32 protein-coding genes are annotated in these 26,727 nt (G+C 42.2%); 11 read left to right on the forward strand and 21 right to left on the reverse strand.

Translation table 11 applies throughout. The features are described 5' to 3' along the window. Positions 1-13: 13 nt before the first annotated feature. Complete coding sequence (locus PHA78_RS09155; protein WP_024375873.1) at positions 14-361, reverse strand: winged helix-turn-helix transcriptional regulator; 348 nt, start codon at positions 359-361, stop codon at positions 14-16. A gap of 247 nt (positions 362-608) precedes the next feature. Between PHA78_RS09155 and PHA78_RS09160 the strand changes: the two genes are divergently transcribed. From PHA78_RS09160 to PHA78_RS09180, 5 genes are all read left to right on the forward strand, one after another. Continuing rightward, the gene (locus PHA78_RS09160; RefSeq protein ID WP_024375872.1) at positions 609-1,148 is read left to right on the forward strand and encodes an NADPH-dependent FMN reductase; all 540 of its coding nucleotides are present in this window, start codon (positions 609-611) and stop codon (positions 1,146-1,148) included. 156 nt (positions 1,149-1,304) lie between these two features. Further along, the gene (locus tag PHA78_RS09165; protein WP_002942879.1) at positions 1,305-1,925 is read left to right on the forward strand and encodes a DsbA family protein; all 621 of its coding nucleotides are present in this window, start codon (positions 1,305-1,307) and stop codon (positions 1,923-1,925) included. A 15-nt stretch (positions 1,926-1,940) separates the two neighbouring features. Continuing rightward, positions 1,941-2,759, forward strand: a complete 819-nt coding sequence (locus PHA78_RS09170; RefSeq protein ID WP_272158059.1) for a cytoplasmic protein — start codon at positions 1,941-1,943, stop codon at positions 2,757-2,759. Between the two features lie 3 nt (positions 2,760-2,762). Continuing rightward, positions 2,763-3,164, forward strand: coding sequence for a nuclear transport factor 2 family protein (locus tag PHA78_RS09175; RefSeq protein WP_272158060.1), 402 nt, complete (start codon positions 2,763-2,765; stop codon positions 3,162-3,164). A gap of 101 nt (positions 3,165-3,265) precedes the next feature. After that, positions 3,266-4,108, forward strand: coding sequence for a VOC family protein (locus PHA78_RS09180; protein WP_272158061.1), 843 nt, complete (start codon positions 3,266-3,268; stop codon positions 4,106-4,108). A gap of 188 nt (positions 4,109-4,296) precedes the next feature. Here the strand turns inward: PHA78_RS09180 and PHA78_RS09185 are convergent, their stop codons facing one another. The 3 genes from PHA78_RS09185 to PHA78_RS09195 all read right to left on the reverse strand — a co-directional run bounded on the left by PHA78_RS09185 (position 4,297) and on the right by PHA78_RS09195 (position 7,834). Then, on the reverse strand, positions 4,297-5,439 hold the full coding sequence (locus PHA78_RS09185) for a glycoside hydrolase family 3 protein (RefSeq protein WP_272158062.1): 1,143 nt from the start codon (positions 5,437-5,439) through the stop codon (positions 4,297-4,299). Positions 5,440-5,459: 20 nt separating this feature from the next. Further along, entirely contained in the window at positions 5,460-6,251 is a 792-nt protein-coding gene (gene pflA, locus PHA78_RS09190) for a pyruvate formate-lyase-activating protein (protein WP_272158063.1), read from the reverse strand. Positions 6,252-6,496: 245 nt separating this feature from the next. Next, positions 6,497-7,834 carry a hemolysin family protein gene (locus PHA78_RS09195; RefSeq protein ID WP_024375864.1) on the reverse strand — a complete coding sequence of 446 codons (1,338 nt, stop codon included), beginning with the start codon at positions 7,832-7,834 and terminating at the stop codon, positions 6,497-6,499. 132 nt (positions 7,835-7,966) lie between these two features. On the opposite strand from PHA78_RS09195, the gene PHA78_RS09200 reads away from it, so the two are divergent. Beyond that, positions 7,967-8,746 (forward strand): ABC transporter ATP-binding protein, encoded by a 780-nt coding sequence (locus PHA78_RS09200; RefSeq protein WP_272158064.1) that lies wholly within the window; start codon positions 7,967-7,969, stop codon positions 8,744-8,746. 15 nt (positions 8,747-8,761) lie between these two features. Here PHA78_RS09200 and PHA78_RS09205 read toward each other — a convergent pair whose 3' ends face one another. Together PHA78_RS09205 and PHA78_RS09210 are read right to left on the reverse strand one after the other, a co-directional pair. Then, positions 8,762-9,316: a tRNA (mnm(5)s(2)U34)-methyltransferase gene (locus tag PHA78_RS09205; RefSeq protein ID WP_024378109.1), complete on the reverse strand. Its 555-nt coding sequence runs from the start codon at positions 9,314-9,316 to the stop codon at positions 8,762-8,764. A 9-nt stretch (positions 9,317-9,325) separates the two neighbouring features. Next, the gene (locus PHA78_RS09210) at positions 9,326-9,844 is read right to left on the reverse strand and encodes a TetR/AcrR family transcriptional regulator (protein WP_024378110.1); all 519 of its coding nucleotides are present in this window, start codon (positions 9,842-9,844) and stop codon (positions 9,326-9,328) included. A gap of 121 nt (positions 9,845-9,965) precedes the next feature. On the opposite strand from PHA78_RS09210, the gene PHA78_RS09215 reads away from it, so the two are divergent. The 4 genes from PHA78_RS09215 to nadE all read left to right on the forward strand — a co-directional run bounded on the left by PHA78_RS09215 (position 9,966) and on the right by nadE (position 13,885). Next, positions 9,966-10,784, forward strand: coding sequence for a cation diffusion facilitator family transporter (locus PHA78_RS09215; protein WP_272158067.1), 819 nt, complete (start codon positions 9,966-9,968; stop codon positions 10,782-10,784). A 51-nt stretch (positions 10,785-10,835) separates the two neighbouring features. Then, a complete protein-coding gene (locus PHA78_RS09220) occupies positions 10,836-11,480 on the forward strand; it encodes a prepilin peptidase (protein WP_272158069.1) in 645 nt (214 codons plus the stop codon). Between the two features lie 107 nt (positions 11,481-11,587). Beyond that, complete coding sequence (locus PHA78_RS09225; protein ID WP_099806785.1) at positions 11,588-13,048, forward strand: nicotinate phosphoribosyltransferase; 1,461 nt, start codon at positions 11,588-11,590, stop codon at positions 13,046-13,048. Positions 13,049-13,060: 12 nt separating this feature from the next. Then, entirely contained in the window at positions 13,061-13,885 is an 825-nt protein-coding gene (gene nadE, locus PHA78_RS09230; RefSeq protein WP_024378114.1) for an ammonia-dependent NAD(+) synthetase, read from the forward strand. A 41-nt stretch (positions 13,886-13,926) separates the two neighbouring features. On the opposite strand, the gene trpB is transcribed toward nadE, so the two are convergent. The 15 genes from trpB to PHA78_RS09305 all read right to left on the reverse strand — a co-directional run bounded on the left by trpB (position 13,927) and on the right by PHA78_RS09305 (position 26,030). After that, positions 13,927-15,102 carry a tryptophan synthase subunit beta gene (trpB, locus tag PHA78_RS09235; RefSeq protein WP_272158071.1) on the reverse strand — a complete coding sequence of 392 codons (1,176 nt, stop codon included), beginning with the start codon at positions 15,100-15,102 and terminating at the stop codon, positions 13,927-13,929. Positions 15,103-15,636: 534 nt separating this feature from the next. Beyond that, a complete protein-coding gene (locus PHA78_RS09240) occupies positions 15,637-16,158 on the reverse strand; it encodes a VanZ family protein (protein WP_044767267.1) in 522 nt (173 codons plus the stop codon). Next, positions 16,155-17,267 carry a 23S rRNA (adenine(2503)-C(2))-methyltransferase RlmN gene (gene rlmN / locus PHA78_RS09245; RefSeq protein WP_024418607.1) on the reverse strand — a complete coding sequence of 371 codons (1,113 nt, stop codon included), beginning with the start codon at positions 17,265-17,267 and terminating at the stop codon, positions 16,155-16,157. The genes PHA78_RS09240 and rlmN overlap by 4 nt, the downstream gene beginning before the upstream one ends. Before the next feature lie 8 nt (positions 17,268-17,275). Beyond that, entirely contained in the window at positions 17,276-17,917 is a 642-nt protein-coding gene (locus PHA78_RS09250; protein WP_014638483.1) for a YutD family protein, read from the reverse strand. 187 nt (positions 17,918-18,104) lie between these two features. Next, the gene (locus PHA78_RS09255) at positions 18,105-19,154 is read right to left on the reverse strand and encodes a SepM family pheromone-processing serine protease (RefSeq protein ID WP_024375851.1); all 1,050 of its coding nucleotides are present in this window, start codon (positions 19,152-19,154) and stop codon (positions 18,105-18,107) included. Beyond that, complete coding sequence (coaD, locus tag PHA78_RS09260; protein WP_002939048.1) at positions 19,141-19,629, reverse strand: pantetheine-phosphate adenylyltransferase; 489 nt, start codon at positions 19,627-19,629, stop codon at positions 19,141-19,143. Before coaD ends, PHA78_RS09255 begins: the two co-directional genes overlap by 14 nt. Next, positions 19,619-20,158 carry a 16S rRNA (guanine(966)-N(2))-methyltransferase RsmD gene (gene rsmD, locus PHA78_RS09265; protein ID WP_099778722.1) on the reverse strand — a complete coding sequence of 180 codons (540 nt, stop codon included), beginning with the start codon at positions 20,156-20,158 and terminating at the stop codon, positions 19,619-19,621. The genes coaD and rsmD overlap by 11 nt, the downstream gene beginning before the upstream one ends. A 300-nt stretch (positions 20,159-20,458) precedes the next feature. Continuing rightward, the gene (locus PHA78_RS09270; protein WP_044690649.1) at positions 20,459-21,181 is read right to left on the reverse strand and encodes a hypothetical protein; all 723 of its coding nucleotides are present in this window, start codon (positions 21,179-21,181) and stop codon (positions 20,459-20,461) included. A gap of 57 nt (positions 21,182-21,238) precedes the next feature. Next, positions 21,239-21,625, reverse strand: coding sequence for a rhodanese-like domain-containing protein (locus tag PHA78_RS09275; RefSeq protein ID WP_004194735.1), 387 nt, complete (start codon positions 21,623-21,625; stop codon positions 21,239-21,241). Further along, positions 21,625-21,843 carry a YqgQ family protein gene (locus PHA78_RS09280; protein WP_024375849.1) on the reverse strand — a complete coding sequence of 73 codons (219 nt, stop codon included), beginning with the start codon at positions 21,841-21,843 and terminating at the stop codon, positions 21,625-21,627. The genes PHA78_RS09275 and PHA78_RS09280 overlap by 1 nt, the downstream gene beginning before the upstream one ends. Positions 21,844-21,948: 105 nt before the next feature. Continuing rightward, complete coding sequence (locus tag PHA78_RS09285; RefSeq protein ID WP_099831560.1) at positions 21,949-22,551, reverse strand: response regulator transcription factor; 603 nt, start codon at positions 22,549-22,551, stop codon at positions 21,949-21,951. Then, a complete protein-coding gene (locus PHA78_RS09290) occupies positions 22,548-23,642 on the reverse strand; it encodes a sensor histidine kinase (RefSeq protein ID WP_024375847.1) in 1,095 nt (364 codons plus the stop codon). The genes PHA78_RS09285 and PHA78_RS09290 overlap by 4 nt, the downstream gene beginning before the upstream one ends. An 8-nt stretch (positions 23,643-23,650) precedes the next feature. Continuing rightward, complete coding sequence (locus PHA78_RS09295) at positions 23,651-24,382, reverse strand: ABC transporter permease (protein WP_024375846.1); 732 nt, start codon at positions 24,380-24,382, stop codon at positions 23,651-23,653. Beyond that, on the reverse strand, positions 24,379-25,257 hold the full coding sequence (locus tag PHA78_RS09300) for an ABC transporter ATP-binding protein (RefSeq protein ID WP_024378123.1): 879 nt from the start codon (positions 25,255-25,257) through the stop codon (positions 24,379-24,381). The genes PHA78_RS09295 and PHA78_RS09300 overlap by 4 nt, the downstream gene beginning before the upstream one ends. A 254-nt stretch (positions 25,258-25,511) precedes the next feature. Continuing rightward, the gene (locus PHA78_RS09305; RefSeq protein ID WP_024378124.1) at positions 25,512-26,030 is read right to left on the reverse strand and encodes a Dps family protein; all 519 of its coding nucleotides are present in this window, start codon (positions 26,028-26,030) and stop codon (positions 25,512-25,514) included. A gap of 407 nt (positions 26,031-26,437) precedes the next feature. Between PHA78_RS09305 and PHA78_RS09310 the strand changes: the two genes are divergently transcribed. Beyond that, entirely contained in the window at positions 26,438-26,650 is a 213-nt protein-coding gene (locus PHA78_RS09310; RefSeq protein ID WP_002942806.1) for a CsbD family protein, read from the forward strand. Positions 26,651-26,727 lie beyond the last annotated feature (77 nt).

The following is a 26,727-nucleotide window of genomic DNA, read 5'->3' on the forward strand; positions in this document are numbered from 1 at the left end:
ATGAGATTCAAACTCATTCAGATTTTTTTGCTTTGACAAATTCGATGTACTTATCCCCAAAAACTTCAATTTGCTCCAAAACCAATTTAAATTCCTGACCAATCTCGCTCAGTTCATATTCTACTTTTGGCGGAACCTGTGCATAAACCTTGCGGACAATCAGGCCGTCCTCTTCCAACTGGCGCAGCTGCTTGGTCAGGGTTGCTTGGGAAATCCCGGTCAATCGACGGTGCATTTCATTAAACCGAATGGGACCTTCTTCGATATGATGTAGTAATAAGATACTCCATTTCCCAGATAAGACACTCTGAGTGGTCACAAAAGGACATTCCGGAACCGTATGTTGTGTGAAAGTTGCCATAATTTCTCCTTTATTTTCCCTTGATATTACACATTACTTCACAAAAAGATAGTGACTATTCAAAAAAAACGTACTTGTTTTATTTTTAGTACCTGATACAATAATACCATAAACTGCGAGAGCAGGAAAGTATTTTCTCAAAAGGAGTGATACAATGAACATCAATTGCACTAAATAATACAAAGGAGTCCCTATGTCACTAATCTCAGTTTTCAAAAATATATTTACAAAAAAGGAAGAAAAAAACATGAAAAACATTCTATTTATCGTCGGTTCACTACGTGAAGGTTCATTTAATCACCAAATGGCAAAGCAAGCTGAAAGCATCTTAGAAGGTCAAGCAACTGTATCTTATCTTAACTATAAAGAAATCCCGCTTATGAACCAAGATCTTGAAACACCAGTCTTGCCAGTTGTCCAAGCTACTCGCGATGCGATTATGGCTGCAGATGCTATCTGGATTTTCTCACCAGTTTACAACTTTGCTATTCCAGGTACTGTGAAGAACTTGATTGACTGGCTCAGCCGTGCCCTAGACTTGTCAGAAACACGTGGCCCATCTGCACTACAAGATAAAATTGTTACTGTATCATCTGTAGCAAATGCTGGACACGAGCCAATGTTCGCTAGCTACCATACACTCCTACCATTTGTTCGTATGCAAGTCGTTGGTGAGTTTACAGGTACAACTGTCAATCCAGAAGCATGGGGAACTGGACAGTTGGTATTGTCAGAGGAAGCCATCGCTGGTCTGCAAGCTCAAGCTCAAGCTTTGTTAGAAGCTTAGACTCTACAGGTCAATACAGATCTTTATCGAGTTGAAGATGATAAAATTGCAGAACTCTGGGATGTTGTTGTACCAATCGAGGAAGATTCCAAAGCTACCAATAGCAATGGTAAATTCTAATCAAAAACCAAGAAATCGAAATGAAAGAAATTTAATATGAAACTATATTACATCATCGATGCTTATTGTGGTTGGACCTACGGCTTTAACCACATTTTCACAAAATTCATGCAAGACCATTCTGACATAGAAATAGAGGTCATTAACGGAGGATTGTTTGTCGGAGATAATAAAAAGAAAATGGCTGATTTCCAGCAGGCACAGACCATCAACAAACAAATCGAAAGCTATTACCAAATGTCTTTTGGCGATAACTACAATCAATTGTTTAAGGAGAAGGACTTTATCATGGATTCCCTTGGTCCTGCTAGGGCTTACTCCGTTTTGAAAAACTACGTTGAACCACACCAGCTTGCTCAGCTGACATTAGATATTCAAGCCTTATTTTTTGAAGATGGGTTAGATCTCAGTCAAGCAGACAGTTACATCAGCCTAATCGGTAGCTATCAGTTACCTACAAAGGCTATGGAAGAACTATCAAGCATCTTGAATCAACCAGAAAATCTACACCCAGACTTTATCAAGGCTTATGAAATGGGGGTAACCTCTTTCCCAACCTTGTTACTCGAAAAAGACGGAAACTTCTTTAATCTTATCAATAAAGTTCGCACAGTAGACGATTTGGAAAAAAATTTCCAAGCAGCTATTACGCAATAGAAGGGGCAACTATTTATGGAAAAACATTATAAGCTACAAAATGAAACAGAATTACACATCTTTACAAATGACGAATCAAGTTTTATGGTTACGGCGACCTTAATCATTAAAAATGGCAAGGCTCTCCTTGTAGGTTCAGGGTTTAAACAATCAGAAGGAGAGCGAATTGTTCGCTATTTACAAGACGCGCAACTGACATTAGAAAAAATCTTTATCATTCAAGGGGATCCAGACTATTATTTTGCTCTTGAGCCTATCAAAAAATCATTCCCAGAAGTCATTGTCTATGCAACGTCTTATGTTATCGACCATATTTTAAAAACTGTATCAAAAAAATTACAGGTATGGGGAGGCTCTTTAGGTGACCAAGCTCCTAAAAATATTATTTTACCAGCACTCATTCAAGAGTCTACATTAGAATTTGAAGGTGATAAATGGGAATTTTTCGGTAGTGAACCAAGTCAAATCAATCTTTGGAATGCAGAAACCAAAACCATTATTGGCGGTATCAATACCTTTAATCAAATTCATCTCTTCTTAGCAGATTCACAAACTACCGAGCAATTGAAAGCCTGGCAAGATCGATTAAAAGATATGAAGGCACTGGATGCCTCTCTCATTATTCCAGGTCATGCAGATAGTGAAAGTTCATTTGATTCTCAAGCACTTGATTTTTCAATCGCCTATATTGAAGTAGCAATCAAATTAAAAAAAGAAGTCAAAGACTCAGCTACTTTTATCGCTAAAATGAAAGAAAAATTCCCTAATCTTCGTAACGAGGCAGTCTTGGAATTGAGTGCTAAAGTCTTAACCGGTGAAATACCATGGGGGTAATGTATGTCAAACAATCAATTATATAAAAATATTTTAGATGAAACTTATCTAGCTACTGCTCAAGGTCGAATAGAAGATTTCAAGAGCCATTTGGCTGCTGATATCTCTTGGACAGAAGCTGCAGGTTTTCCCTATGCTGGTACCTACATCGGTCCAGATGCAGTGATTGAAAACGTCCATGCAAGACTAGGTTCTGAATGGACCAATTATAGTGCCACACCTGTTGATTACGCCTTTTCAGGAAACCGTGTCATGGTTTATGGCTACTACAAGGGAACCTACAACCTTACTGAGAAATCCTTTCAAGCAGACTTTGTCCATATTTACGATTTTAATGCTGAAAATAGAATTACACACTTTATCCAAATCGTAGATAGCGCACTTGTTGAGAGAGCTATGAGATAAAAATCAATTTTCAAAAGTCTATTCGTCACATATTACTTCACCAAAAGATACTAAGTAACTCGAAAATTCCTATAAATTGTATCAGAAAGTCAGGTATTCCTATGTACAATTCCCAATTTGAGCTGGGCCATGTTGCCCTCAATGTCCGCAATCTGGAACTCCAAAGCCTGTTTTACCAGCAGGTATTGGGTCTCCAAGTTCTGACTGAAAACTCTAAACAGATTGATCTTGGCGTTGGAAAAACCACCCTTGTCCGCCTGATTCAAACAGATCAGAAAGGCGAAGTCAGCCACAGCTACGGACTCTACCACTTGGCCATTGTCCTACCTAGCCGAGAGGACTTAGGCACCATTTTCCGCCACTTTATCGACAATAAGATTCCCCTCCAAGGGGCCAGCGACCACGGTTACAGCGAAGCCATTTACCTAGCCGACACCGAAGGCAACGGCATCGAAATTTACCGCGACCTGCCGCAAGACTCTTGGGATGTCCGCCCGGACGGCCGTATCGTCGGCATTACTGAGCCTATGGACGCTGAAGCGATCTATGCTTTAGGGAAAAAAGCTGACGCAGACTATCAGATGCCTGCTGGCAGTCGCATGGGGCATGTCCACCTGTCCGTCCGAGAAAGCGCTGCTTCAAGCCGATTTTACCAAGAAGTCCTAGCTGTCGAGGATAAATTCTCCGTCCCATCTGCAGCCTGGTTAGCTTCTGGCGACTACCATCACCACCTGGCTGTCAATGAATGGGGTGGCAAACATCTCCAAACACGGACAGAAGGGATGCCAGGCCTTGCCTACTATACGGTCATCTATTCCAATCAAGAAGCTTTTGAAGCAACCTTGAATCGTGCCATTGCTGCAAACCTAAACCTTCAAAGACTAGACAATAGCGTAGCCTTTGTCGATGTGGATGGTATAAAAACTAAGCTTGTTTTAGAATAATACGAAAAGAGGCTGGGCAAAAAGACCAACCTCGCTTCTCAGGGTTCGTGTCAACATCTCAGCGCAGTGGTTGATTGGTAGATTTGTTCGTGTTTTACACTCCAAATCTAACCTAATCAACTGTGCGGGGGCGGGAAGACGAACTCTTTTTTTGACCAGTCGAGTTCTTTCCCGCTCCCTTTCTTTGTTTATTTGATTAAGCCAAGATCATATTTCATTCCCAAAATCCGTTTGACGGATTGGTCAATCCGCTCCTCTGTTATAGTTCCAGCCTTTACTTGTTCGATAATATAAGGAATTTGACTGGCATAGCTTGAAGACAAAATCATATCTGTCCCAGCTTGAATGGTCTGCAAGGCACCTGTATCTTGATCTACAAATTGGACCAATCCCTGCATATCAAAATCATCCGTTATAATGACACCCTCAAAACCAAGCTCATTCCGAAGGATTTTATTGATTTCAGGTGAAATGGATGATGGGACATCATCAATGGCAGGTACGATATTGTGACTGACCATAATGGAATCAGCTCCTGCTTCAATACCAGCCTTAAAGGGGAGAAAATCATTAGCCCGTAATTCTTCTAAACTACGGTTGTCATAGACCAAATCCGTATGCGAATCTGCATTGTCCCCATAACCCGGGAAATGTTTCAAGGTCGAAGCAAATTGTTCCACTTTCAACAATGAAACCAATTGACCAATATAGTCTGCGGTGGTTTTCGCATCCTGTCCAATGGTCCTATCGTAGATAAAAGACGATGGATCGGTGGATAAATCAGCAACTGGGTAGAAGCCTGCACAGATTCCCTCTTCCTTTAAAAGACTGGTCTTCTGCTTGGCGTCCGACAAAATCGCCTCAATGCCGCCAGATTGGTACAATTCCAAAGGTGATGCAAAAGGTGTTTCCAGAAGTTGACTAATCCGAGTTACCATCCCACCTTCCTCATCTGAAGCCATTAATAGCGGCACTTTTGAAAGTGATTGATAAGAAGCAATTTCTTCTTTAACCTGCTCCAGTGTCTTACCTTCAAAATCAGTTGCAAATAAGATATAGCCCCCAAAATGATAGGTTTCCAATGCCTCAGTTTGTCCTGCAGATGGCATTCGAGCAAAAATCATCTGTCCAACCTTTTCTTCTAAGGTCATCTGATTTAGATAATTTGCAATCACTTTGTCCCTTGCAGATATTTCTTGGCTAGACGATGTCGTTACAACTTTGGTTTGCTCCTTTTGTGTTCGCTCTCCCAAAAAGAACAAGCCTAGCATAAGCCCAATAAACAAGAGACAGGCGATACTTGTCCCTAACACATTAAATCTTTTTCGCATCAATCTCCGACCTCTCACGTTTATCCCTTAATTCTATTCAAGTACTCCTGATAGGACTCCGTTTCCATTAATGCTTTTGCATTTTCTACACGTGCTTTTGTCGGTGGCTTGGTCCCCTCTAGTGGGTAAGGTCTTCCTAATTCACGCCACTTAAATTCGCCAAGATTGTGATAAGGCAAGACTTCAAACCGCTCTACATTGGTAAGGGTTTTGACAAATTTTCCCAGCTCAATCAAGTCTTCATCTCGGTCTGTCAAGCCAGGGACCAAAACATGACGAATCCAAACAGGCTTACCAATGTCTGATAGATATTGAGCACATTCTAAAATAGTCTTGTTACTATGACCTGTCACAATGCGGTGTTGCTCAGGATTCATTTCCTTAATATCAAGGAGCACCAAGTCTGTTACTTCCATAAGCCGACTATATTTTTCCAAGTAACGCTCTGTCTTACGGAAAGTCAACGCACAGGTATCCAAAGTAGTATGGATACCTTTTTCTTTTGCCAAGGTAAAGAGAGCAATCAAAAAGTCTATCTGAATGGTCGCCTCGCCACCAGAAACAGTAATACCACCTTCTTTTCCCCAAAACATACGAAAACGCAGGGCTTCATTGAGCACATCTTCTGCAGTCCTCTCTGTTGCAGCAGGATTGACCAAATCCCAAGTATCTGGGTTATGGCAATACTGACACCGCATATGGCAACCTTGCATAAAAATCACAAAACGCACACCAGGTCCATCAACAGAACCAAAACTCTCTGTTGAATGAACCAATCCAGTAACCTTACGATAATCAATTTCTGTCATCATCTCAACCTCATCACTTAATAAGAATAGTATACCACAAAAATGAAAACGCTTCTATCATTTACTTTTTTTCTTTCATAACTATAGCTGTTTGAATTAGGAAAAGGACAGTTTTAAGTTATAGTGTTAATAACCCACTCCTAAAATAACTTTAGAGTTCTTAAATTGACAAACTTAGATGTGTCCTGTTTCTAATTCACTTGACTATATCACCTTCCGCAAGAAAAAAGCTAAAAGACTAGGTTGCCCTAGTCCTTATCGGTTTCTTCTTTCTCCAGTGGTGTAATCAAGAGTTTTAATTTTGTTACGCGACCATTTTTCACTTTATCATTAATCAGAACTAAGTGATGCTCTTTACTGTCCACCTCAAAAGTCACTTTTTCTTCTTGACTTGGAATGGTTCCAACTCCAGTCAAATAATAGCCAGCAATGGTATCAACATCATCGCTTTCTAGCTCCGTATCAAAATACTCATTGAAGTCATTAAGGGTCATGTTTCCTTGAACAATATAGGTATTCTCAGCAATTTCACGGACAAAAATTTCTGTTTTATCCGTTTCATCATCGATTTCCCCAACAATTTCTTCTAGCAGATCTTCTAAAGTGACCAGACCTGCAACTCCACCATACTCATCTAACAAGATGGCCATTTGATTTTGGGTATTTCGCAATGATGTCAACAAATCATCCACGAAAATCGTTTCAGGAACGAAGAGAGGCTCCTGCATAATGCGGCGGATGTTGAGATTGTCAAAGCCATTACTGAAAGCTTCTGACAAGATTTTCTTGGTATGAATCAGACCAATGATATTGTCCTTATCGCCATCATAAACAGGGATACGTGAAAAATTCTGCTTGAGGATAGCTGCCATGATGGTTGCTGTATCATCCTCAATATCCACCATGAAAGCATCCGTACGGGGAACCATTACTTCACGTGCCATCAGCTCATCTAAAGAGAACACACCTTGAAGCATTTCGATTTCTTCGGCATCTAAGGTTTTCTCACTCTTTGTCAAAATATATTCAATTTCATCCCGTGTCATTTGCTCATCCGCATCATCAAAATTCATAGGAGTAATACGGCTGATAAGATTCGTTGCAGCTGATAATAACCACACGAACGGACTAACAATTTTTCCAAGGAAAATAATCACTGGTGCAGTGACTACCGCCAGATTTTCCTTCATATTCATGGCAATCCGCTTAGGGTACAATTCGCCAAGAACGATTGAAACGAAGGTCAACATAGCCAGTGCAAGCCAGTATCCTGCGGTTTGCGCTGTTGTTGAATTCCCCATCCATTTGGCAAATACAGCTCCCAAATCATTAGCCAAGCTGGCACCTGAAAGGATGGAGATGAAGGTAATACCGACCTGAATGGTTGATAGAAAATTGTTAGGATTTTCTAAAACTTGAAGCAAGCGAATATACTTCTTCTCACCGTCTGCGGCCTTTTGTTCCACTCGAGAACGATTGAGGGATACAAGGGCCATTTCTGAGGCTGAAAAGAAGGCATTGAACAGAGTCAATAAGAATAAAATTAACAGTTGTAAATAGATGGTCTGACTACCAGGGTCTTCCATGATGTTCTCCTATAATAAAATTTATAACATTCCTATTATACCACAAATTCTAAAATTTAACATATTTCTTGTTATAATTAGTCCCTCATGTCTGTTTATGTTACAATAATCAAAAGGAATAGGAGAGCAACTATGATTATTTCGATGAAGAATGTCCACTATAAACGACAAGGTAAAACTATTTTAGAAGACATCAACTGGGAATTTAGAAAAGGAGAGCGTTGGGCTATTTTAGGGCTAAATGGAGCTGGAAAGTCAACCCTCCTTCGTATTTTAATGGCTGAGTTTTGGAAGACCTCTGGTGATCTGACTGTTCTTGGAGTGGAGTTTGGTAAGGGAGATATTCCTAGCCTACGCACTAAGATTGGGGTCGTTGGTTCTTTCCTTGCCGAACGCTTTCCCATTGATTTAACAGCTGAGCAGATTGTCCTGACCGGAAAGTACAAATCCTCCATCCTCTATCGTGAATACGGTCAAGCTGAATTGGATGAAGCCATAGACATGCTCAAAACCATCAAGGCTGATCACTTGATTGGTCGTACCTATGCTAGTTTGTCACAAGGAGAACGCCAACTCCTGCTGATCGCCCGAAGTTTGATGGAAGAGCCGGCTATTTTGATTTTAGACGAAGCTACTGTAGGCTTGGACCTTTTGGCACGCGAACGCTTACTCCACCACATCGACCACATCTGCCAGCTCCCAACAGCTCCTGCCATTATCTACGTCACCCATCACGCTGAAGAAATCACTGACAATTTCACCCATGTCCTCCTGCTCAAAGATGGGAAAGTCTTGGCACAGGGAGCAAAACAAGATATCCTGACACCTGAACTCCTCAGCGATTTTTATGGCAATCAGGTGGAATTGATTGACTTGGGTGAGGGAAGATTGTTCATTAAGCCCATATTATAAAAAACAAATCCAGCCCTAGATTGAGCTGGATTTTAATCGTTCTACCATGACCAAAAACGGTGGGGTATTAACTTGGTTGAGCGGTTTGTAGAGCATGGCAGTAAAGACGGTTTGGTCTAGCTGGCTGATAAAGTCTAAAACCGCATCCTTCTCAAGAGCTCCACCCTCGTGACCATAATAAATCATGATTGCCAAGCGACCTCCAACAACAAGTCGGTCAAGAATTTTTTCAATGGCTTGAAGGGTGGTTGCAGGCAGGGTAATGACAGACTTATCCGCAGAAGGTAGGTAGCCTAGATTAAAAATCGCTGCCTTACACTCCTCCACATACTGGTCTAGGTTTTCGTGCCCTGTCAAAACCAATTGGGTATTGGTCAAGCCAGCTTTTTCTAGTTTTTCAGCCGTTGTGGTCAGGGCTTGTTCCTGAATATCAAAGGCCACGACTTTTCCTGCTCTCTGGGCTAAAAATAGCGTGTCATGGCCATTTCCCATAGTCGCATCGACCGCTAGGTCCTGGTCTGTTAATATTTCATCTAAAAAGGCATGGGCCATGTGTAAAGGTCTAAGCATTTTCACTCCTTAAGCTAATAATCTTACATAATATTCGGTCAAGGTGGCTTCGTCCACCTTTTTGCGTTGCTGCAACCACCAGCTGACCGTCTCCACAAAAGTGGTCACAACAAAATGCACCAGCAAATCCTCTGGAAGATTCCCCTTGTCCTGCATGTAGTCTTCAACCACTTTTGGAAAAATGTCGTGTTTCAGCTCCGCTTCCAGTTCTCTTAGAAAATAGGCATTGCGGGACAATAAAAGGCTGGCAACACGATCTTGATTGGTTCGAAAGTGTTTGAAAATATGGGCCAACAAAGTCTTCACATCCGCATCTTCACGACCTGTAAATAAATGATGAAAGAGGTCGTGACAAAGTTCTTCTAACAGTGCTTCCTTACTGGCATAGTGGGCATAGAAAGTGGAACGCCCCACATCTGCCAGGTCAATAACATCCTGCACGCGCATGTCATCATAACCTTTATCATTTAATAAGGTCAAAAAAGCCTGAAAAATAGCTCTTTTTGTTTTTGCAATTCGTCTATCCATTTTTCGTACATTTCAAACAATTTGTTCAGAAAAAGACAAACCGTTTCTCTTGTTTCTAGTTTTTCGGCTCATTACAGTACATAATAAACCTATAAACAGTATAACACAGAAAGGGAATCTCATGTCATCTTCTAAAAATACATTTATCGCTTTTCTCCTCAATCTCAGCTTTTCTATCATCGAGTTTATCTTTGGTTGGATCTTTGGTTCCAGTGCCATCTTAGCAGATGCTGTTCATGATTTGGGTGACGCTCTCGCCATCGGAAGCTCTGCCATCATGCAAACCTATGCCAACAAACCTGCTGATAGGGTTTATCCCTTTGGCTACAAGAGATGGAATATTTTGGCCGCTCTCTTGACTTCTAGCATTCTGATTATCGGCTCCAGCTTAATCCTTGTGGAAAACATTCCCAATCTTTTCCATCCCCAGCCTGTCAATCAAGCTGGGATGCTGGCACTTGGGATTATCGCTGTCATCATCAATTTCCTTGCTTCCCGTATTGTAAAAAATGGCCATAGCCATAATGAATCCATTCTCAGCTTGCACTTTTTAGAGGATATTTTGGGATGGCTGGCGGTCATCCTTGTTTCCATCATTCTTCAATTTACTGATTGGTACTTTCTAGACCCACTTCTCTCGCTCTGTATTGCTATCTTCATCCTCTCCAAAGCCCTGCCAAAAGCCTGGAACAATGTCAAGATTCTACTTGAAACAAGTCCGCAAGGAGTAAACCTTGAAGAAGTGAAAGGAGTCCTCCTGGCTCTTGAAAATGTCCACGAAATCACTCAACTGAATGTCTGGACCATGGATGGATATGAACATTGTGCGACTGTGACGGTCAAACTGACAAATCCTGCTGTAGCAGACAAGACCAAAGCAAAAATACGGAATTCTCTTATCACCTTCGGTATTATCCAAAGCACCATCGAAATTTTGTAAAAAATTTTAAAAAGCTTCACATTTTCCCTGCCCAAATACGAATAAATAGGTATGAAGACAATTATCCTATTTTTCCTTGGAGCTTCTATCGGCTCCTTCTTGGGATTGGTCATCGACCGTTTCCCTGAACAGTCCATTATCGCCCCCTCTAGTCACTGCAATGCCTGCAAACGACGGCTAAAAGCTTGGGATCTCATACCAATCCTGTCCCAACTTTCCACAAAATCTAAATGCCGTTACTGCAAGGCGAAAATTCCTTATTGGTATCTGGGACTGGAGTTCTTAGCTGGTCTATTGGTCCTGCTCTGCCATTTTCAAGTCCTAAACCTAACCGAAACCATTCTCATCTTGGCAGGACTAGTTTTGACCATTTACGACATCAAACATCAGGAATATCCTTTTGCTGTCTGGCTCATTTTTACTTTTATAGCTCTGGTGCTCTCCCAGCTCAACTGGCTTTTCTGTGGCTTTTTACTCTTGGCCTATCTGACTGAAAAATGGCAAATCAATATTGGTTCTGGCGACTTTCTCTATCTAGCAAGTCTGTCTCTTTTGTTTGGCTTTACAGAAATTCTTTGGATTATTCAGCTTAGTTCCATCTTTGGACTGGCAATCTTTTTTATCTTTAAACCAAAATCCCTCCCTTATGTTCCTTTTCTATTTTTAGCCAGTCTAGTCATCAATATCACTCTCTAAATCGAGTTTTTCTCGATTTTTTTGTTATAATAGAAGGCATATTAGAGTTCTACTCCATCAAAATAATTGGAGTGCCTTCTTGAGCGGAAGGCAAAAGGAGAAACGTTATGACACTATTTAAGGATGACAATTTAACCCTGCATACCGACCTTTATCAAATCAACATGATGCAGGTCTATTTTGACCAAAACATCCACAATAAACACGCTGTATTCGAAGTCTATTTCCGTTCACAACCTTTTAAAAATGGCTACGCTGTATTTGCCGGTTTGGAACGCGTTGTAAACTACCTCAACAATCTCAGCTTTAGCCAGACAGACATTGACTATCTGACAGAACTAGGTTATCCGCAGGATTTCCTTGATTACTTGTCCCAATTGGAAATGACTCTCACTGTCCGTTCGGCTAAGGAAGGCGACCTAGTCTACGCTAACGAACCCATTCTTCAAATCGAAGGACCATTGGCACAATGCCAACTAATCGAAACTGCCCTCTTAAACATCGTCAACTACCAAACCCTAATTGCTACAAAGGCTCGCCGTATCAAGGCTGTCATTGAAGATGAGCCCTTGATGGAATTTGGCACTCGCCGTGCCCAAGAAATGGATGCTGCTATCTGGGGTACTCGAGCAGCCTTTATTGGTGGAGCATCTGCGACTTCCAATGTTCGAGCTGGCAAAATCTTCGGCATCCCTGTAGCTGGTACCCATGCCCACGCCTTGGTTCAAACATACGGAGATGATTACAAGGCTTTCAAAGCCTACGCTGAAACCCATCATGACTGTGTCTTCCTCGTTGATACCTATGATACGCTTCGTATTGGTGTTCCAGCAGCCATCAAGGTTGCCAAAGAAATGGGAGATAAGATTAACTTCAAAGGGGTTCGGATTGATTCAGGCGATATGGCCTATATTTCCAAGAAAGTTCGTCAGCAATTAGATGATGCAGGTTTTACAGATGCGAAGATTTACGCATCTAATGACCTGGATGAAAATACCATCCTCAACCTCAAAATGCAAAAGGCAAAAATTGATGTCTGGGGAGTTGGTACCAAACTCATCACCGCCTACGACCAGCCTGCCTTGGGCGCTGTCTACAAGATTGTATCCATCGAAGATGAAGATGGACATATGCGTGACACCATCAAGCTGTCTTCTAATGCGGAAAAAGTCTCCACTCCTGGTAAGAAACAGGTTTGGCGCATCACCTCCAAAGAAAAAGGAAAATCAGAAGGGGACTACATCACCTTTGCGGACACTGACGTCACACAGATGGATAATATCTATATGTTCCATCCAACTTACACCTACATCAATAAAACCATCGAGAACTTTGATGCACGTCCTCTCCTAGTTCCTATTTTCGAAAAAGGAAAACAGGTCTATGAACTTCCAAGCCTAGCGGAAATTCAAACCTATGCCAATCAAGAATTTGATAAACTCTGGGATGAATACAAACGTGTGCTCAACCCTCAGCTCTATCCAGTCGACTTGGCACAAGATGTTTGGGATAATAAGATGAACCTCATCAATCGTATTCGCAAACAAACTCAGACCAAATCCATCTAAGAAAGGTATGTTATGACCCTACAAGAAACCATTATCAAGGAACTAGGTGTCAAGCCAAGCATTGACCCCAAAGAAGAAATCCGTCGCTCCATCGACTTTCTCAAAGACTATCTGAAAAAACACCCATTTTTGAAAACCTACGTTTTGGGAATTTCGGGTGGACAAGACTCGACCTTGGCTGGTCGTTTGGCCCAGCTGACTATGGAAGAAATGCGGACGGAAACGGGTGACGATTCTTATCAATTTATCGCTATCCGCCTACCTTACGGCGTGCAAGCTGACGAGTCCGACGCCCAAGCAGCCCTAGCCTTTATTCAACCAGATGTCAGCTTAACCATCAACATCAAGGAATCAACAGATGCCATGGTGGCTGCAGTCAATGCAAATGGACTTGCTATGTCTGATTTTAATAAGGGAAATGCTAAAGCCCGCATGCGCATGATTGCCCAGTATGCAGTTGCCGGTGAACGCAAAGGAGCTGTGATTGGAACCGATCATGCAGCTGAAAATATTACCGGCTTCTTTACCAAGCACGGTGATGGTGGTGCAGATATTCTCCCCCTCTTCCGCCTCAATAAACGCCAAGGAAAACAGCTTCTAGCCGAACTGGGGGCAGATGAAAAACTCTACCTAAAAGTCCCTACTGCGGACTTGGAAGAAGACAAGCCAGGTCTGGCTGATGAAGTCGCTCTCGGTGTTACCTATAACCAAATCGACGACTATCTCGAAGGCAAAACCATCGACCCTCAATCCCAAACCATTATCGAAGGATGGTGGAACAAAACTGCTCACAAACGCCACCTGCCAATCACGATTTTTGATGATTTTTGGAAATAACAAATAACCCCTGACGATATGCAACCGTCAGGGGATTTCTTTTATCTATTCTCCAAATAATCCGCAATAGCCGCCACATCCTTGTCTCCTCGACCGGAAACATTGATAATAATGATTTTATCTTTATCTAGTTGTGGTGCTAATCGAATAGCTTCTGCAATCGCATGAGAAGATTCAATGGCTGGAAGAATTCCTTCTGTACGACTTAAGGTCAAAAGGGCATTAACAGCCTCATCATCTGTTGCTGCGACATAATGAACACGACCAGTTTCCTTATAGTGGGCATGTTCTGGTCCAACGCCTGGATAGTCCAAGCCTGCTGAAATGGAATAAACAGGTGCAACTCCACCATTTTCATCAAAGAGGGAGATAGTCTTCATCCCATCAACCACACCAACCGTTCCCTTAGTCATGGTAGCTGCATGTAGTTCTGTATCAACACCTTTACCAGCAGCTTCTACACCAATCAACTGAACAGATTCATTTGGTAAATATTGAGAAAATGCACCAATGGCGTTGGAACCACCACCCACACAGGCAATGACATAGTCTGGCAAGCGGCCTTCTTTTTCCAAAATCTGACGACGAGATTCTACACTAATAATCTTCTGGAATTCATGGACCATGGTTGGATAAGGGTGAGGTCCAACTGCAGAGCCCAATACATAGAAAGCATCTAAATCTGCCATCCAAGCACCGAATGCAGCATCTACTGCCTCTTTCAAGGTTTGCGTTCCATCTGTAACAGCATGAACACGCGCACCCATCATCTCCATACGGAAAACATTGAGGCGTTGGCGTTTGACATCTTCAGCCCCCATATAAACATCACACCCCAAGCCAAATCGTGCCGCAACAGCAGCCGTTGCGACGCCGTGCTGACCAGCACCAGTTTCCGCAATAACACGCGTTTTACCCATGCGTTTCGCCAGAAGAATCTGCCCCAATACATTATTCAATTTATGGGAACCCAAGTGATTCAAATCTTCCCGTTTGAGATAAATTTTGGCACCACCTAGCTCTTTCGTCAAGGATTCTGCAAAATAGAGGGGTGTTTCACGACCTGCATAATCCTTTAAATAGCCTTGGTATTCTGCAATAAACTCTGGATCATTACGGTAGATTTCAAACATTTCTTCCAATTGGTCCAACAAAACCTGAATTTGCTCTGGTACAAAACTACCACCAAATTGTCCAAAATAACCTTTTTCTGCCATATTCTTTCCTCTTTCTATTTTTTAATAACTAAAATATTATGATACATTGTTTCGTTCTTGTTTTACCTAATTGCTTCGCCATCGTTTCATATTGCTTACCTCGTAATGTCTTAAAAGACAATGGAAAAGCCCCCGCATACTGAAAAACAGTATGCGAGGGCGTCAATGACACGGTGCCACCTCACTTATGGACTCGACTAGAAAAGTCCATAACTTTTTCTCCTCTAACAAGGAGGCGCACGATAAGGGGTGCGGACCGAATTCTCATTGTTTCGAATTCACTTACCCAAACGTAAACCAGAAAATGATATTGAAAATATTTCCTACATTTGGTATCAGTCCATTTCATAAACTTCTAGCATCTATTCACACCACCCATAGACTCTCTAAAGCTAAACCATTTACTACTTCTTCTGATTACATAGAATTATACGTCATAATTTAGAAAAGGTCAAGTGTTTTTTTGAAATTTTCTAAAAAATTTGAAAATTCACTCAATAATCGCAAACCTGATTATCTGATTCTCTTCACAGTCTAAACTATAAACTTGATGATCCATTTTTGAAGATGTACAAATAGTAGATAAGCCAAAACACCACCAAGTGTATTGGTCCAGAGGTCATCCACTTCAAATACCCGCCCCGCATCAATCAGTAGGTCTAGTAATAACTGGGTAGACTCAATAAACAGGCTCATGCAAAAACTATAACAAATCACCGCTCGAAGGCTCCGCCATTCTTCCCTAAGAAACAAAAGAAGAAAAATCAGAGGGAAAAGTAGAAAAATATTAGTGATGTTTTGCAAGAAAATCCACCCTAGGTCCGCCAAACTATCTACCTTGTCCCCGTTGACGATGCTGTTGAAAGGAGTTGGTAAAAGATAGAGACGGCCGATTTGAATAATTCCTGGGGTCGAGAAATCCTTATACTGTGGGTACCAAGTCTGTGGTAGGAAACAAAGTAAAACAATAGCCAGAGCATAGGCTCCAGCTAAGGTCTTACAAATCTGTCTTCCTAGCTTGGTCAAGTTTCCATCTGCTTGGAAGAATTTTCTCATGCTCGAATACCTGCCTTTGCTTTTGCGGCTGCAATACGAGCACGAGCTTTTTCACGATCTTTCTTGAGCGTATTGGAACGCAATTGACCACAGGCAGCATCAATATCTGTACCATGTTCCTGACGAACGACACAGTTAACACCATTTTTCTTCAAAACATCAAAGAAAGCAAGAGTACGTTCCTTGGTTGAACGACTGTACTGGTCATGTTCACTAACTGGGTTATAAGGAATCAAGTTGATATAAGACAATTTACGGATGTTCTTGGTCAAATCAGCTAATTCCTGTGCCTGTTCCACTCCATCGTTGACCTCATTAAGCATGATGTACTCAAAGGTCACACGGCGGTTGGTCACCTTGATATAGTCTTCGATTGCCTCGAACAAGACCTCGATTGGATAACGGCGGTTGATCCGCATAATGCTCGAACGAAGGTCGTTATTTGGCGCATGGAGTGAGACAGCCAAGTTAACTTGGACACCTTCACGTGCAAAGTCACGGATTTTTGGTGCTAAACCTGACGTCGAAACAGTGATGTGACGGGCACCAATTGCCAAGCCCTTGTCGTCATTAACCACTCGCAAGAAGGTCATAACATTATCGTAGTTATCAAGCGGCTCACCAATCCCCATCACAACGATATGGCTAACACGCTCATTCTGATTGCGCTCATCCAAGTACTTTTGTACCAACATAATCTGAGCCACAATCTCACCGCTAGTCAAGTCACGTTGCTTAGGAATCAATCCAGATGCACAGAATGTACAGCCGATATTACAGCCAACTTGTGTCGTTACACAGACAGAAAGACCATAGTGCTGGTGCATAAGAACTGTCTCAATCAACATGCCATCTGGCAGTTCAAAGAGGTATTTGATAGTGCCGTCCTTAGACTCCTGTACAATCCGTTGTTTGAGCGGGTTAACTACAAAATTCTCTTCCAACTTTTCAATCAAAGATTTTGGCAAGTTGGTCATTTCCGCAAAGGATTGAACACGAGAACGGTAAAGCCATTCCCAAATTTGAGTGGCACGGAACTTCTTCTCTCCGTTTTCTAAAATCCAATCAACCAGATTGGCTTGACTAAATGCATAAATTGATGGTTTCATATTTCTCCCTATTTCTGGCGGATAACAAAGTTACGCTTCACTTCATTCATCTCACGCTTGCTCTGCTTACGCTCACGTTTTTGAGAACGCTCCGTTTGACTCGCCTTAACACCAGCATTCTTCATAGTAAAATGACGCTGTTCCGACTGTTTATTTTGCTGCTTCCCTTTTTTCTGACGGTCATTGCGATTACTTTTGTTTTCTTTTGGCGCAATAGGCTCCGTCCGCTGCTGATTTCTGTTCCGATTGCGAGAACGACTCCGCTTCCGACGCGGTCTATCCTCCTCCTCAGCAGGCAAGTCTTGTGGATTCGGATTGGCTAAGACGAAATAAGCACAACCAAAATTACAATACTCCGTCAAATAGTCGTCCAAGCGGCTGATTTTTAAGTCTGATTTAACATTTTTATCGTCTGTATAGAATCCCCTTAATCTCAGCTGCTCATTGCCCCAATCTCCCACAATATAATCAAACTTGAGCATGAGTTGTGAAAAACGTTGACCAAAAATCGTCTGGTCAAAAGCATTCTTGTAATCTTCCAAAAGGTCCAATTCAATATTTTCAGATACAACCTTATCTCCGACACGAGCAAAACTCGGGCCAGGGTATTTATTATAGTTATACATTTCAGGTGAAATTTCTTTTTTCATTTGTCCTCCTATCTTATAAAATCTTCATACGTAAAAATCATTTGATTAATAATCTATCTGGTCAGAATCTAAATTCTCACACTTAACCTTATCATTATAACACGATTTATCTGGAAATTCTCCTACTTTACCATTTAGGAGAAATTTCTGACAATTATAATATTATTCTCTAGCAAAAAAGGACGATTTACTCGCCCTTCGTTTTCTTCAAATAATCAATAGCCTCTTGAACAGTTTTCACAGGAACTACCTCAATATCCAATCCTGCTTTCTCCGCAGCTTCTTTAGCTTCCTCATAGTTGGTTTTAGCCTTTGGATCTTCCTTCAAAACTTCCACATCAACTGGATTATTTGGTACGAAAAAGATACTTGCACCTGACTTAGCTGCTGAAATAACCTTCTTATCAGCCCCACCAATGTCACCTACTTTTCCATCCTGCTCGATAGTCCCCGTACCAGCAATAATTCGACCATCACGTAAGTCAGGCTCTGCGAGTTGAGTATAGATGGCAAGTGTAAACATCAGACCAGCACTTGGACCACCAATATCTCCCGTTTGGAAATCAATCGGAACCGAACTTTGAACCTCTGTATGATCTACGAGAGTGATGCCTATCCCGTTTTTGCCATTAGACAGTTTGATAATCTTACCGTCCGCAGATTTTTCCTGACCAGCGCTAATATAACCAACTGTTACATCACTTCCAAGTTCCAAGCCACTCACATATTTTATCAAATCAGGAGAAGACTCAAATGTTTTTCCATTGATACTCACAACAGTGTCGGCAATATTAAGAACTTTTTTAAAGGTCGAATCATCCGCCAAGGCAAGTACATAGACACCAAAGAAATCAAGATTGACTTCTTTTCCTGCCAAGGTCAAACCTTGGTACTTCGCCATATTTTGCGATGTCTCCATGTAAAACTGTGCTATACGAAAATACTCTTCATTGTCAGCCCCTCCTGTCATCTCTTCAGAGGAACGAACTGTCGTATAGGGATCAAACTGAGCAGCGAATAGTTGTAAAGCTGTAGCTTGTTGGACTGATACATAGGTGAAGTTGTAAGAGCCATCCTCTTGGTCTATTTGATTGTTCACCGTTAGTACCTGACGAATATCGGCAGCTCCACCTGGACTTTCCAAATAATAAGGCAGACGAACAAAAACGGCAAACCAAATCAAAAGAGTTCCTAAAACAATAGATGCAATTAAGGTTAACTTCCTATTTTTCTTCATTCTTTCTAATCTCCTCACTAACAATTTCTGGAACATAAGGGCCTATATCCTGTTTGAAATACAGCAATTCTCGAACCTGGCTGGATGATACGAACTTAAGCTCTGGCTTGGCGATTAAATAAATAGTTTCCAAATCTGGCGCCAACTGACGATTGTAAAAATCAAAACTTGACTCATATTCCAAATCGGTCGCATTACGCAATCCTCGGACCAAATGTGTTACTCCATAGCGCTTAGCTACATCGACTACCAATTCATTTTCAGACAGAACGACCTCGATATTCTCCATTCCTACAAAAAGCTTCTCCAAAATGGCTTTTCTCTCCAAGCCCGTCAAGAGTCCTGCCTTTTTAGGATTGGTAAAAACTCCCACATATAATTTATCAAATAGTCCACTCGCTCGTTCAATTAAGTCCAAGTGTCCATTGGTAATGGGGTCAAATGAGCCCGTAAATAATCCAATCTTATCTGACATATACTGTTACCTTACTAATTCCGTAGAGTTTTTCTTTCCATATCCCCAGCTCTGCTATTTCCTCCGGAAGAGAGACCGCCTTATCCGTTTCGCAGACTACCATAACATCATCTGCTAGTAAGTCACGGTGACAAAGTTCTGTTATCACATCTTCAATTTCCTGCTCTGCATAAGGAGGGTCCAAGAATACCAGGTCGAAAGGCCCTTCCACACTGTTCAAAGCCTGTCTAGCTTCCATTGCTAGAAGCTGAAATTTATCTGCTTCCTTAGTCATTGCAATATTTTCACGGATAATGGCTTGTGCTCGTCGATCTCGCTCAACCAGAACTGCTGACTCCATGCCACGAGATATAGCCTCGATAGATAAACCACCACTGCCGGCGTACAAGTCAAGAACTCTCCCCCCCTCAAAATAGGGACCAATCATATTAAACATGGCTCCACGGACCTTATCCGATGTCGGTCTGGTTGTTTTTCCATCTAACGTTTTCAGTGGCCTTCCACCATAGCTTCCCGATACAATTCTCATAAGGTATATTATAGCAAAAAATGAAGCTCGTTGCTGAAACCAAGTGCACTTTGTTCTGCTTTCCTTTTTGCACCAACTTTTTCATCCTCCTATCAAATATGCTCTCAACCGCTATAGCAAGAAATCATTCTCACATTATTCAATAAAATGATAAAAATAAAAAGCAAGGAAATTCTGTTTTACGCGAAATTCCTCACTCTTATCGTATGTATTAAACTAGATCGTTACAAGAAAAAATTGATGTTGAAATACAAATAGCTATTTTTTCCAGTATGCTAATACACCCCGTAGCTAAAAAGCCTACGGATTATCTGGCGAACTCTCGTCAGCTGTTGGAACTGTTTCTACTGACTCAACCAGGCTAGTTGTTGAATCCGTCGTTTCCGCCGGTGTTTCAGAAACTGTTGGAGTTTCTACCACAGGTGCTCCTTCACTAGTCGGAGGCACTGAAGTACTTGTACTAGTTGACGCCACGCTGCTTGTATACTGGCTTGTTGAACTCACACCTTGATTTCCATATATATTTTGATTAGGCACTACATAGGATTTTTGTGAGGTCTCACTAGCTTCAGCAAGGTCCGTTGATTGACTAGTCCCTGTTTCTGATACTTTTTTCTCATCAGCTACTTTTTGGGTTGCTTCCGCCCTGACCAACTCCGCTTTTAGCTTAGCCTGTGTTTGAGCATCTGTCTGCTGTCCCACTAGCTCTTTTACTTGGTCAATCCGTTTCTGTAATGCTGCTTTTTTAGTCGCATCCGTAACCTTGTTTACTGCAGATTGTGCCTCTGCAAGTTTCTCTTCAGTATGTGTTCCTTCTAATACAATGACAGCATTCTCAGCATCCTGAAATAATGTATCAACCATTTTTTTCTGATTGGGCACTTGCTGTACTGTCTTTGTATCACTTGTTTCGCTTTGAGCATTTTTATACCAACTAGCGCCTAAGCTAATCAATAAAATAAGTCCCATAAAAGAAATAATGCCAATTTCTGCCAATGACAACTTTTCAAATTTCTTTTCCATATTTTTTGCCCTTTTCCGTCTTATTGCATAAGAAAATACTCTAGCCTACTGACAATGCTACTTAGTCGTTTTTACCTTACCATTCCATCCGTTTAGACCATAACTTAAAATATAGATTTCGTTAAAGCCCTGTTTCTTCAGATGAAGGGCTGCAGGCGTTACCAACTGACCACGATCATTCTCATAGATTAAGACAGGTCTGTCCTTACGCAAAGCAGCTGTAGACTGGCGCAATTGCTGGTAAGGAATATTTCTCGCACCTAAGATATGCTTACGATTAAACTCACTCGGGTCTCGCAGGTCAATCAACTGACCTCCGTGTATCTTTTCTGCAAATTCTGCATTATCAATCACAGTCGCTGCACGACGCAATCTCCAGTAATTAAAGCCCATCCAGGCTCCCAATACTGCCAAAAATACTAAAAATACCCAAAATGTTTCCATCACTCATTCTCCCTTGATTTCTGATACTCTAATTCCAAACGATGTTCCCGTCGCAAGACCAATTCGGCCTCCATGTAGTCCATCCTATCCAGAAGACCAGCCTGATAAACGCGATTGAGCTCTATCTGCATCATCTCGATGTCATAGAGACGATTGCCCATATAGATGATAATACCAAAGCGTTTTAGCAACTGTTGCACATCGTATAGTCGTTTCATATAGTAAATTTTAGCAGAATATCCGAAGATTTTCAATATAAAAACTCAAGTGCTGTTTCCCTGCATTCATCAAAAAAAGATTGGGTTCTCCCCAATCTCATTCGTTTATACTAACCAACCCTTTTCCTGTGCTACCTTAACCGCAGCGGTACGGTTTTCAGCACCCAGCTTGGACAGGATAGAGGTCATGTAGTTGCGGACCGTTCCGTCAGACAGGTAGAGATGGCTGGCAATTTCCTTATTGGACAAGCCATCTGCCACCAGCTTAAGTAGCTGACTTTCTTGGGCTGTCAAGGGACTGCGTTGGGTCAGGAGAATGTCCATCAACTCTGGTGAATATTCCTTCCGCCCCGCCAAGACCGTTTCAATGGTCCGCATGAGGTCTGCGATGGAGCGTTCCTTGAGCACATAGGCATCCACATCAGCCTTGACCGCCCTCTCGAAATAGCCCGGTCGCTTGAAGGTGGTCATGATGACAACCTTGACAGACAAGGCTTGCCCCCGCACCCATTCCAAGACATCTAGGCCCGTCTTTTCAGGCATTTCTATATCTAAGAGCACCACATCTACTGGCTCTTTTTCCAAAAGAGCAATGGCCTGACTGCCGTTTTCTGCCTGTAAAACAGCCTCAACCCCTTCTTGAAAGCCCAAGAGCTGACAGAGGGCGTCCCGCAGCATTGCTTGGTCTTCTGCGACTAAGATTCTCATTCTACCACCTCCTCAAACGGAATTCGGATGGACAGGCGGGTGGGCTTGGCCAGAGAGATAAATTCCAAGTTCCCTTTCACCGTTACCAACCTGTCCTTTATAGTATGTAATTCCTGACCAGTCAACTGGGCAAAGCCCACACCGTTGTCTTCGTAGTGCAAAACCAATTCTTGCTGGTCTTTTTCAAATATCAAACGACATTTGCTAGCCTGGCTGTGCTTGAGCAGGTTATTGGCCAACTCTCTCAGCACCATAGCTAGCTTGTTCTGGACGGGCAAGTTGAGCTGCTCTGCTATTTCCCCGCCCAAGACAACTAAGTCCACTCCTGCCAAGTCCAACATCTGCTGCAAAATCTGAAGTTCCTCTGCCACGGTGTGCTGCTTGAGGGACTGGACAATCTGGCGGACCTCCTGCATGGAGTCCTTGGCTAAGGTCTGAAGGTCTGCCACCTCCTTCTTGGCCTGGTCAATCTGGTCGTGGTCTAAAAGTGTCTGGACCAGCTCAGCCTTGACAGACAGCATGGCAAAGACATGACCCAGCGTGTCGTGCAAGTCCTGACCAATACGGTTTCGTTCGTTTTCAGCTAGCAAGAGGTTAATGGACGCATTCTGCTCCTGTAGGCGTTGCTGAAGGGCTGCCCGTTTGGTCTCAATCCAGCTGAAAATCAGCAAGGCCAAGCCGAAAAAGTGGATAACAAGTGCAAAAGCTCTCATCTCAAAGGGAATAGGGCCAAAGAGAGACCACAGGATAATAGCCAGCAACAAAATCCCGTAAGACACCGTACGATAGGTTGGTCGATTCTCTTTATAATACCAGCCCAGCATATTGGACAGGTTGTAGATAAAGAGTGAAAATTGCAGATTGCCCCAAAAGCTCATGACGGCGATATAGCCAATCAGGTAAAACCAAGCCAGCATGGAATAGAGCTTATGATCAGTGTAAAAAAGTGAACAATAGACCAAGGCAAAGAGAATAGTCGCTAGGACAACTGCCGTCGGATTAGGACTATACTGGGCATAGTAAAAGGGAAAATAGAGAAAGACCATGCCCACGAAGAACATGAGTGGTACCTTTCTTTTTTCAAATATCATCTGTCACCTCACTGCTTCTCGGATTTTCTATTCAGAACTAGAGCAATTCCTAAGAAAATTATCGCATAGCCTAGGACAATTAGCAAGGATTTCCAGAGAAAATCTCCCTCTTGAGCATAGGTGGTCACCAGCTGATTGACATGGTAGCTAGGCATAAGTTTGCAAATCCGCTGCACCCAGTCTGGAAAGAGGGAAACAGGCATCCAAGAGCCACCCATGATAGCAAGGACAAAATAGAGTAGATTGGCCACCACCGACATGGTTTGTTCCGACTGAATTTGCACCAAGAGCAAGCCAATGGCTAGAAATACGATAGAGGTTACTAAAAGTAAGAGAGCCGAAATTACCCATTCTTGAGCTGTCATCTCTACACCCTTAACTAAACCACCGACCGCAAAAACAATGGCAATAGAAGACACAAAGCAGAGCAAGACCCGCACGAGTTTGGAAAGATAGTATTGCCAGATTGGCAAGGGCGAATGCTGGATAAAGGTCAACCAGCTATTTTTTCTGTCCTCTGCCAGCATCGTTGGAAAGGTGAAAAGGGCAAAGCCCGACATGGAAAAACCTGTCATGGTCAGCATATAGGACTGGATAAAGGCCTTTTGCATGGCCACATCGTCAAACTGGACCGTCGATGAGAAAATCAGGAAAAAGATGACGGGCATGCCGATAGACAGGAGAAATACTCCCAAACTTCTGGATAATTTTACCGCCTCTACTTGAACTAATGCTTTCATGATTCTTCCTCCCTTGTCTTGTCAAATAGGCTATTGAGCAGGGTTTTGTTCTGTACCTCTAGATCCGAAATCCGACAACCTACCTCCTGCAAGCTAGCCCAAACCTGCTCAATAGCTCTGGTCTTGAAGCTGACCGTGTCTTGTTTGTAGCTGATTTCATTGATTTCAGCCAAGCTCTCCACCACCGCCGCAAAAGCAATCGGCAATGTCACTTCTTTTTCTTGCTCCTCACTCCGCATAGCAAATGGCGTGGTATCTCTTAGTAGCCGCCCCTGGTGCAAAACCAAAATCCGCTCCGCCGTATGCTCCACTTCCTCGATATAGTGGCTGGTATAAAAAATAGTCACACCCTGAGCCTTAAGTTCATGGACAATCTCCCAAAAACGCTGGCGGGTCGACGTATCCATGCCCGCCGTTGGCTCATCCAAGAAAAGCAACTTGGGCTTGCCAATCAGGCAGATGACGAAAGCCAAGAGCCGTTTCTGACCACCCGATAGCTTACCTGCCAGTTGATTTTTTTGCTCTGGGGAAAAGCAGAGCAGACTGTCGATTTCCACATCTGTCAGACTATCCTTGTAGATGGCTTGGAAAAAGCGGAGCAATTCCTTGACCTTCAGGTCTGTCGGAATGGCATTTTCTTGTGGTAAGACTGCCACCTTTTCCTTATTAGACTGAGCCTGTGGAGCCAGACCGTCCAACAAAACCTGGCCTTTCGTCGCCTTCCTATCTCCCAACAAACAGGACATGAGCGTTGTTTTCCCAGCCCCATTTGGACCAATCAAAGCCACACATTCTCCGCTCTTTATCTCAAAGGAAATATCAGACAAAATGGTCCGTCCTTTGATAACCTTGTCTAGTGCCCGTACTTCTATCATTTTTCTACCTCCTATTTCCTAAACATCTTACATACATAGTATATCTCGAAAATGAAGCCCGCACTAGAAGACTTTGTCATTGACTCATGTGACAAATGTCATATTAAACTCAATGAAAATCAAAAGTAGCTTAGAAAACGAAGTCGAAGATAGTTCTGGAGTTCATTAAGGCAGGTTGACAACGGATAATCTTAATTTTCAAAGAGGATTAAATAATGCAGCAAAAAAAGAGTCCTACTGGACCCTTCATCTGTTTACAACTTAGGAGCTTGACCAAGTTCTGCCTGCAGCATCCAAATATGTTTTTCAATATTAGCCTTGGCTACATTGAAAATGTCGTTGGTTACACTGTCACCTTCTTCATCACTGACATCAAATCCCTTTTGGAAAAGAGCAGCTAGATAGCGGAACACCTCTACCACACGCTCCAATTGCTCTTCCATCGTTTTATTGTAATCACCAGGAACTTCCTTGAGCTGACTATTTTCACTAAACTCTTTAAGGGTAGAAAATGGTGCCCCACCTAAGGTGATTAAACGTTCACTCATCTCATCCAAATAGCCATCAATTTCTTCCATATATTCATCCATCTTTGGATGCCAAATCATAAAGCCACGACCACGCATATACCAATGAACTTGATGGAGGATTGAATGGGCTACTGATAAATCAGCCACCGCTTGATTCAAAACAGCCTTAGAATCAGCCAATGATGGACGCGGGCTGAAAGACGCAATTTCTGCTGGAGATTGATAATATTTTTGTTTCATCATATATCATCCTTTCTTTTATTTATAATTATTATAAATAAAAGAAGAAAAAAATGCAAGAATTATCCCTCATCCTCTGACTTATTGGCAGACAAATCCCTTGCTATATTAACTTATATACGATAGACTAGTAAGTAAGAATAGTATGTGGGAGTGGGAAAGAACTCGACTAGTTCAAAAAGAGTTCGTCAACAAGTCTTTATTTCTAGTTATTGAGCTGAAACAGTCTATTCCCAGACTGTTTCACTCCCACCCCCGCACAGTTGATTAGGTTAGATTTGGAGTGTAAAACACGAACAAATCTGCCAATCAACCACTGCGCTGAGATGTTGACACGAGCTCTGAGAAGTGGTCCTGGGCTTGTTGCCCAGCCTCATCGCCCCCATATGTGTATATCAAGGAGGAATTTTATGTCAGAAGAAAAATTTGACGCAAAACTAGAACAACTATCTGGCTCTGCAAAAGAGGTAATTGGTAAGCTGACCGGCGACAAGGAAATTGAAGTTGAAGGACTTGTTGAGAAAGGAATTGGCAAAGCAAAAGAGCTAGTCGAAGATGCAAAAGACGGGCTTGAAGGTGCCATTAACGGCATCAAAAATGCTTTCGACAAAGAAGAGAAATAAACAAAGAGTTCAATATAGATAGGATTGGTCGTGCACTGTTTGATAATGAACATTACACTTAATTTGGTCTTTTACCT

Source organism: Streptococcus sp. HN38, assembly GCF_028335765.1.
Classification (GTDB): Bacteria; Bacillota; Bacilli; order Lactobacillales; family Streptococcaceae; genus Streptococcus; species Streptococcus suis_P.

Bases quoted from the DNA above. Each gene is read 5' to 3' on its own strand.
- PHA78_RS09155 (WP_024375873.1), bottom strand. From the start codon at position 361: ATGGCAACTTTCACACAACATACGGTTCCGGAATGTCCTTTTGTGACC.
- PHA78_RS09160 (WP_024375872.1), top strand. From the start codon at position 609: ATGAAAAACATTCTATTTATCGTCGGTTCACTACGTGAAGGTTCATTT.
- PHA78_RS09165 (WP_002942879.1), top strand. From the start codon at position 1,305: ATGAAACTATATTACATCATCGATGCTTATTGTGGTTGGACCTACGGC.
- PHA78_RS09170 (WP_272158059.1), top strand. From the start codon at position 1,941: ATGGAAAAACATTATAAGCTACAAAATGAAACAGAATTACACATCTTT.
- PHA78_RS09175 (WP_272158060.1), top strand. From the start codon at position 2,763: ATGTCAAACAATCAATTATATAAAAATATTTTAGATGAAACTTATCTA.
- PHA78_RS09180 (WP_272158061.1), top strand. From the start codon at position 3,266: ATGTACAATTCCCAATTTGAGCTGGGCCATGTTGCCCTCAATGTCCGC.
- PHA78_RS09185 (WP_272158062.1), bottom strand. From the start codon at position 5,439: ATGCGAAAAAGATTTAATGTGTTAGGGACAAGTATCGCCTGTCTCTTG.
- pflA (WP_272158063.1), bottom strand. From the start codon at position 6,251: ATGATGACAGAAATTGATTATCGTAAGGTTACTGGATTGGTTCATTCA.
- PHA78_RS09195 (WP_024375864.1), bottom strand. From the start codon at position 7,834: ATGGAAGACCCTGGTAGTCAGACCATCTATTTACAACTGTTAATTTTA.
- PHA78_RS09200 (WP_272158064.1), top strand. From the start codon at position 7,967: ATGATTATTTCGATGAAGAATGTCCACTATAAACGACAAGGTAAAACT.
- PHA78_RS09205 (WP_024378109.1), bottom strand. From the start codon at position 9,316: ATGCTTAGACCTTTACACATGGCCCATGCCTTTTTAGATGAAATATTA.
- PHA78_RS09210 (WP_024378110.1), bottom strand. From the start codon at position 9,844: ATGGATAGACGAATTGCAAAAACAAAAAGAGCTATTTTTCAGGCTTTT.
- PHA78_RS09215 (WP_272158067.1), top strand. From the start codon at position 9,966: ATGTCATCTTCTAAAAATACATTTATCGCTTTTCTCCTCAATCTCAGC.
- PHA78_RS09220 (WP_272158069.1), top strand. From the start codon at position 10,836: ATGAAGACAATTATCCTATTTTTCCTTGGAGCTTCTATCGGCTCCTTC.
- PHA78_RS09225 (WP_099806785.1), top strand. From the start codon at position 11,588: ATGACACTATTTAAGGATGACAATTTAACCCTGCATACCGACCTTTAT.
- nadE (WP_024378114.1), top strand. From the start codon at position 13,061: ATGACCCTACAAGAAACCATTATCAAGGAACTAGGTGTCAAGCCAAGC.
- trpB (WP_272158071.1), bottom strand. From the start codon at position 15,102: ATGGCAGAAAAAGGTTATTTTGGACAATTTGGTGGTAGTTTTGTACCA.
- PHA78_RS09240 (WP_044767267.1), bottom strand. From the start codon at position 16,158: ATGAGAAAATTCTTCCAAGCAGATGGAAACTTGACCAAGCTAGGAAGA.
- rlmN (WP_024418607.1), bottom strand. From the start codon at position 17,267: ATGAAACCATCAATTTATGCATTTAGTCAAGCCAATCTGGTTGATTGG.
- PHA78_RS09250 (WP_014638483.1), bottom strand. From the start codon at position 17,917: ATGAAAAAAGAAATTTCACCTGAAATGTATAACTATAATAAATACCCT.
- PHA78_RS09255 (WP_024375851.1), bottom strand. From the start codon at position 19,154: ATGAAGAAAAATAGGAAGTTAACCTTAATTGCATCTATTGTTTTAGGA.
- coaD (WP_002939048.1), bottom strand. From the start codon at position 19,629: ATGTCAGATAAGATTGGATTATTTACGGGCTCATTTGACCCCATTACC.
- rsmD (WP_099778722.1), bottom strand. From the start codon at position 20,158: ATGAGAATTGTATCGGGAAGCTATGGTGGAAGGCCACTGAAAACGTTA.
- PHA78_RS09270 (WP_044690649.1), bottom strand. From the start codon at position 21,181: ATGGAAAAGAAATTTGAAAAGTTGTCATTGGCAGAAATTGGCATTATT.
- PHA78_RS09275 (WP_004194735.1), bottom strand. From the start codon at position 21,625: ATGGAAACATTTTGGGTATTTTTAGTATTTTTGGCAGTATTGGGAGCC.
- PHA78_RS09280 (WP_024375849.1), bottom strand. From the start codon at position 21,843: ATGAAACGACTATACGATGTGCAACAGTTGCTAAAACGCTTTGGTATT.
- PHA78_RS09285 (WP_099831560.1), bottom strand. From the start codon at position 22,551: ATGAGAATCTTAGTCGCAGAAGACCAAGCAATGCTGCGGGACGCCCTC.
- PHA78_RS09290 (WP_024375847.1), bottom strand. From the start codon at position 23,642: ATGATATTTGAAAAAAGAAAGGTACCACTCATGTTCTTCGTGGGCATG.
- PHA78_RS09295 (WP_024375846.1), bottom strand. From the start codon at position 24,382: ATGAAAGCATTAGTTCAAGTAGAGGCGGTAAAATTATCCAGAAGTTTG.
- PHA78_RS09300 (WP_024378123.1), bottom strand. From the start codon at position 25,257: ATGATAGAAGTACGGGCACTAGACAAGGTTATCAAAGGACGGACCATT.
- PHA78_RS09305 (WP_024378124.1), bottom strand. From the start codon at position 26,030: ATGATGAAACAAAAATATTATCAATCTCCAGCAGAAATTGCGTCTTTC.
- PHA78_RS09310 (WP_002942806.1), top strand. From the start codon at position 26,438: ATGTCAGAAGAAAAATTTGACGCAAAACTAGAACAACTATCTGGCTCT.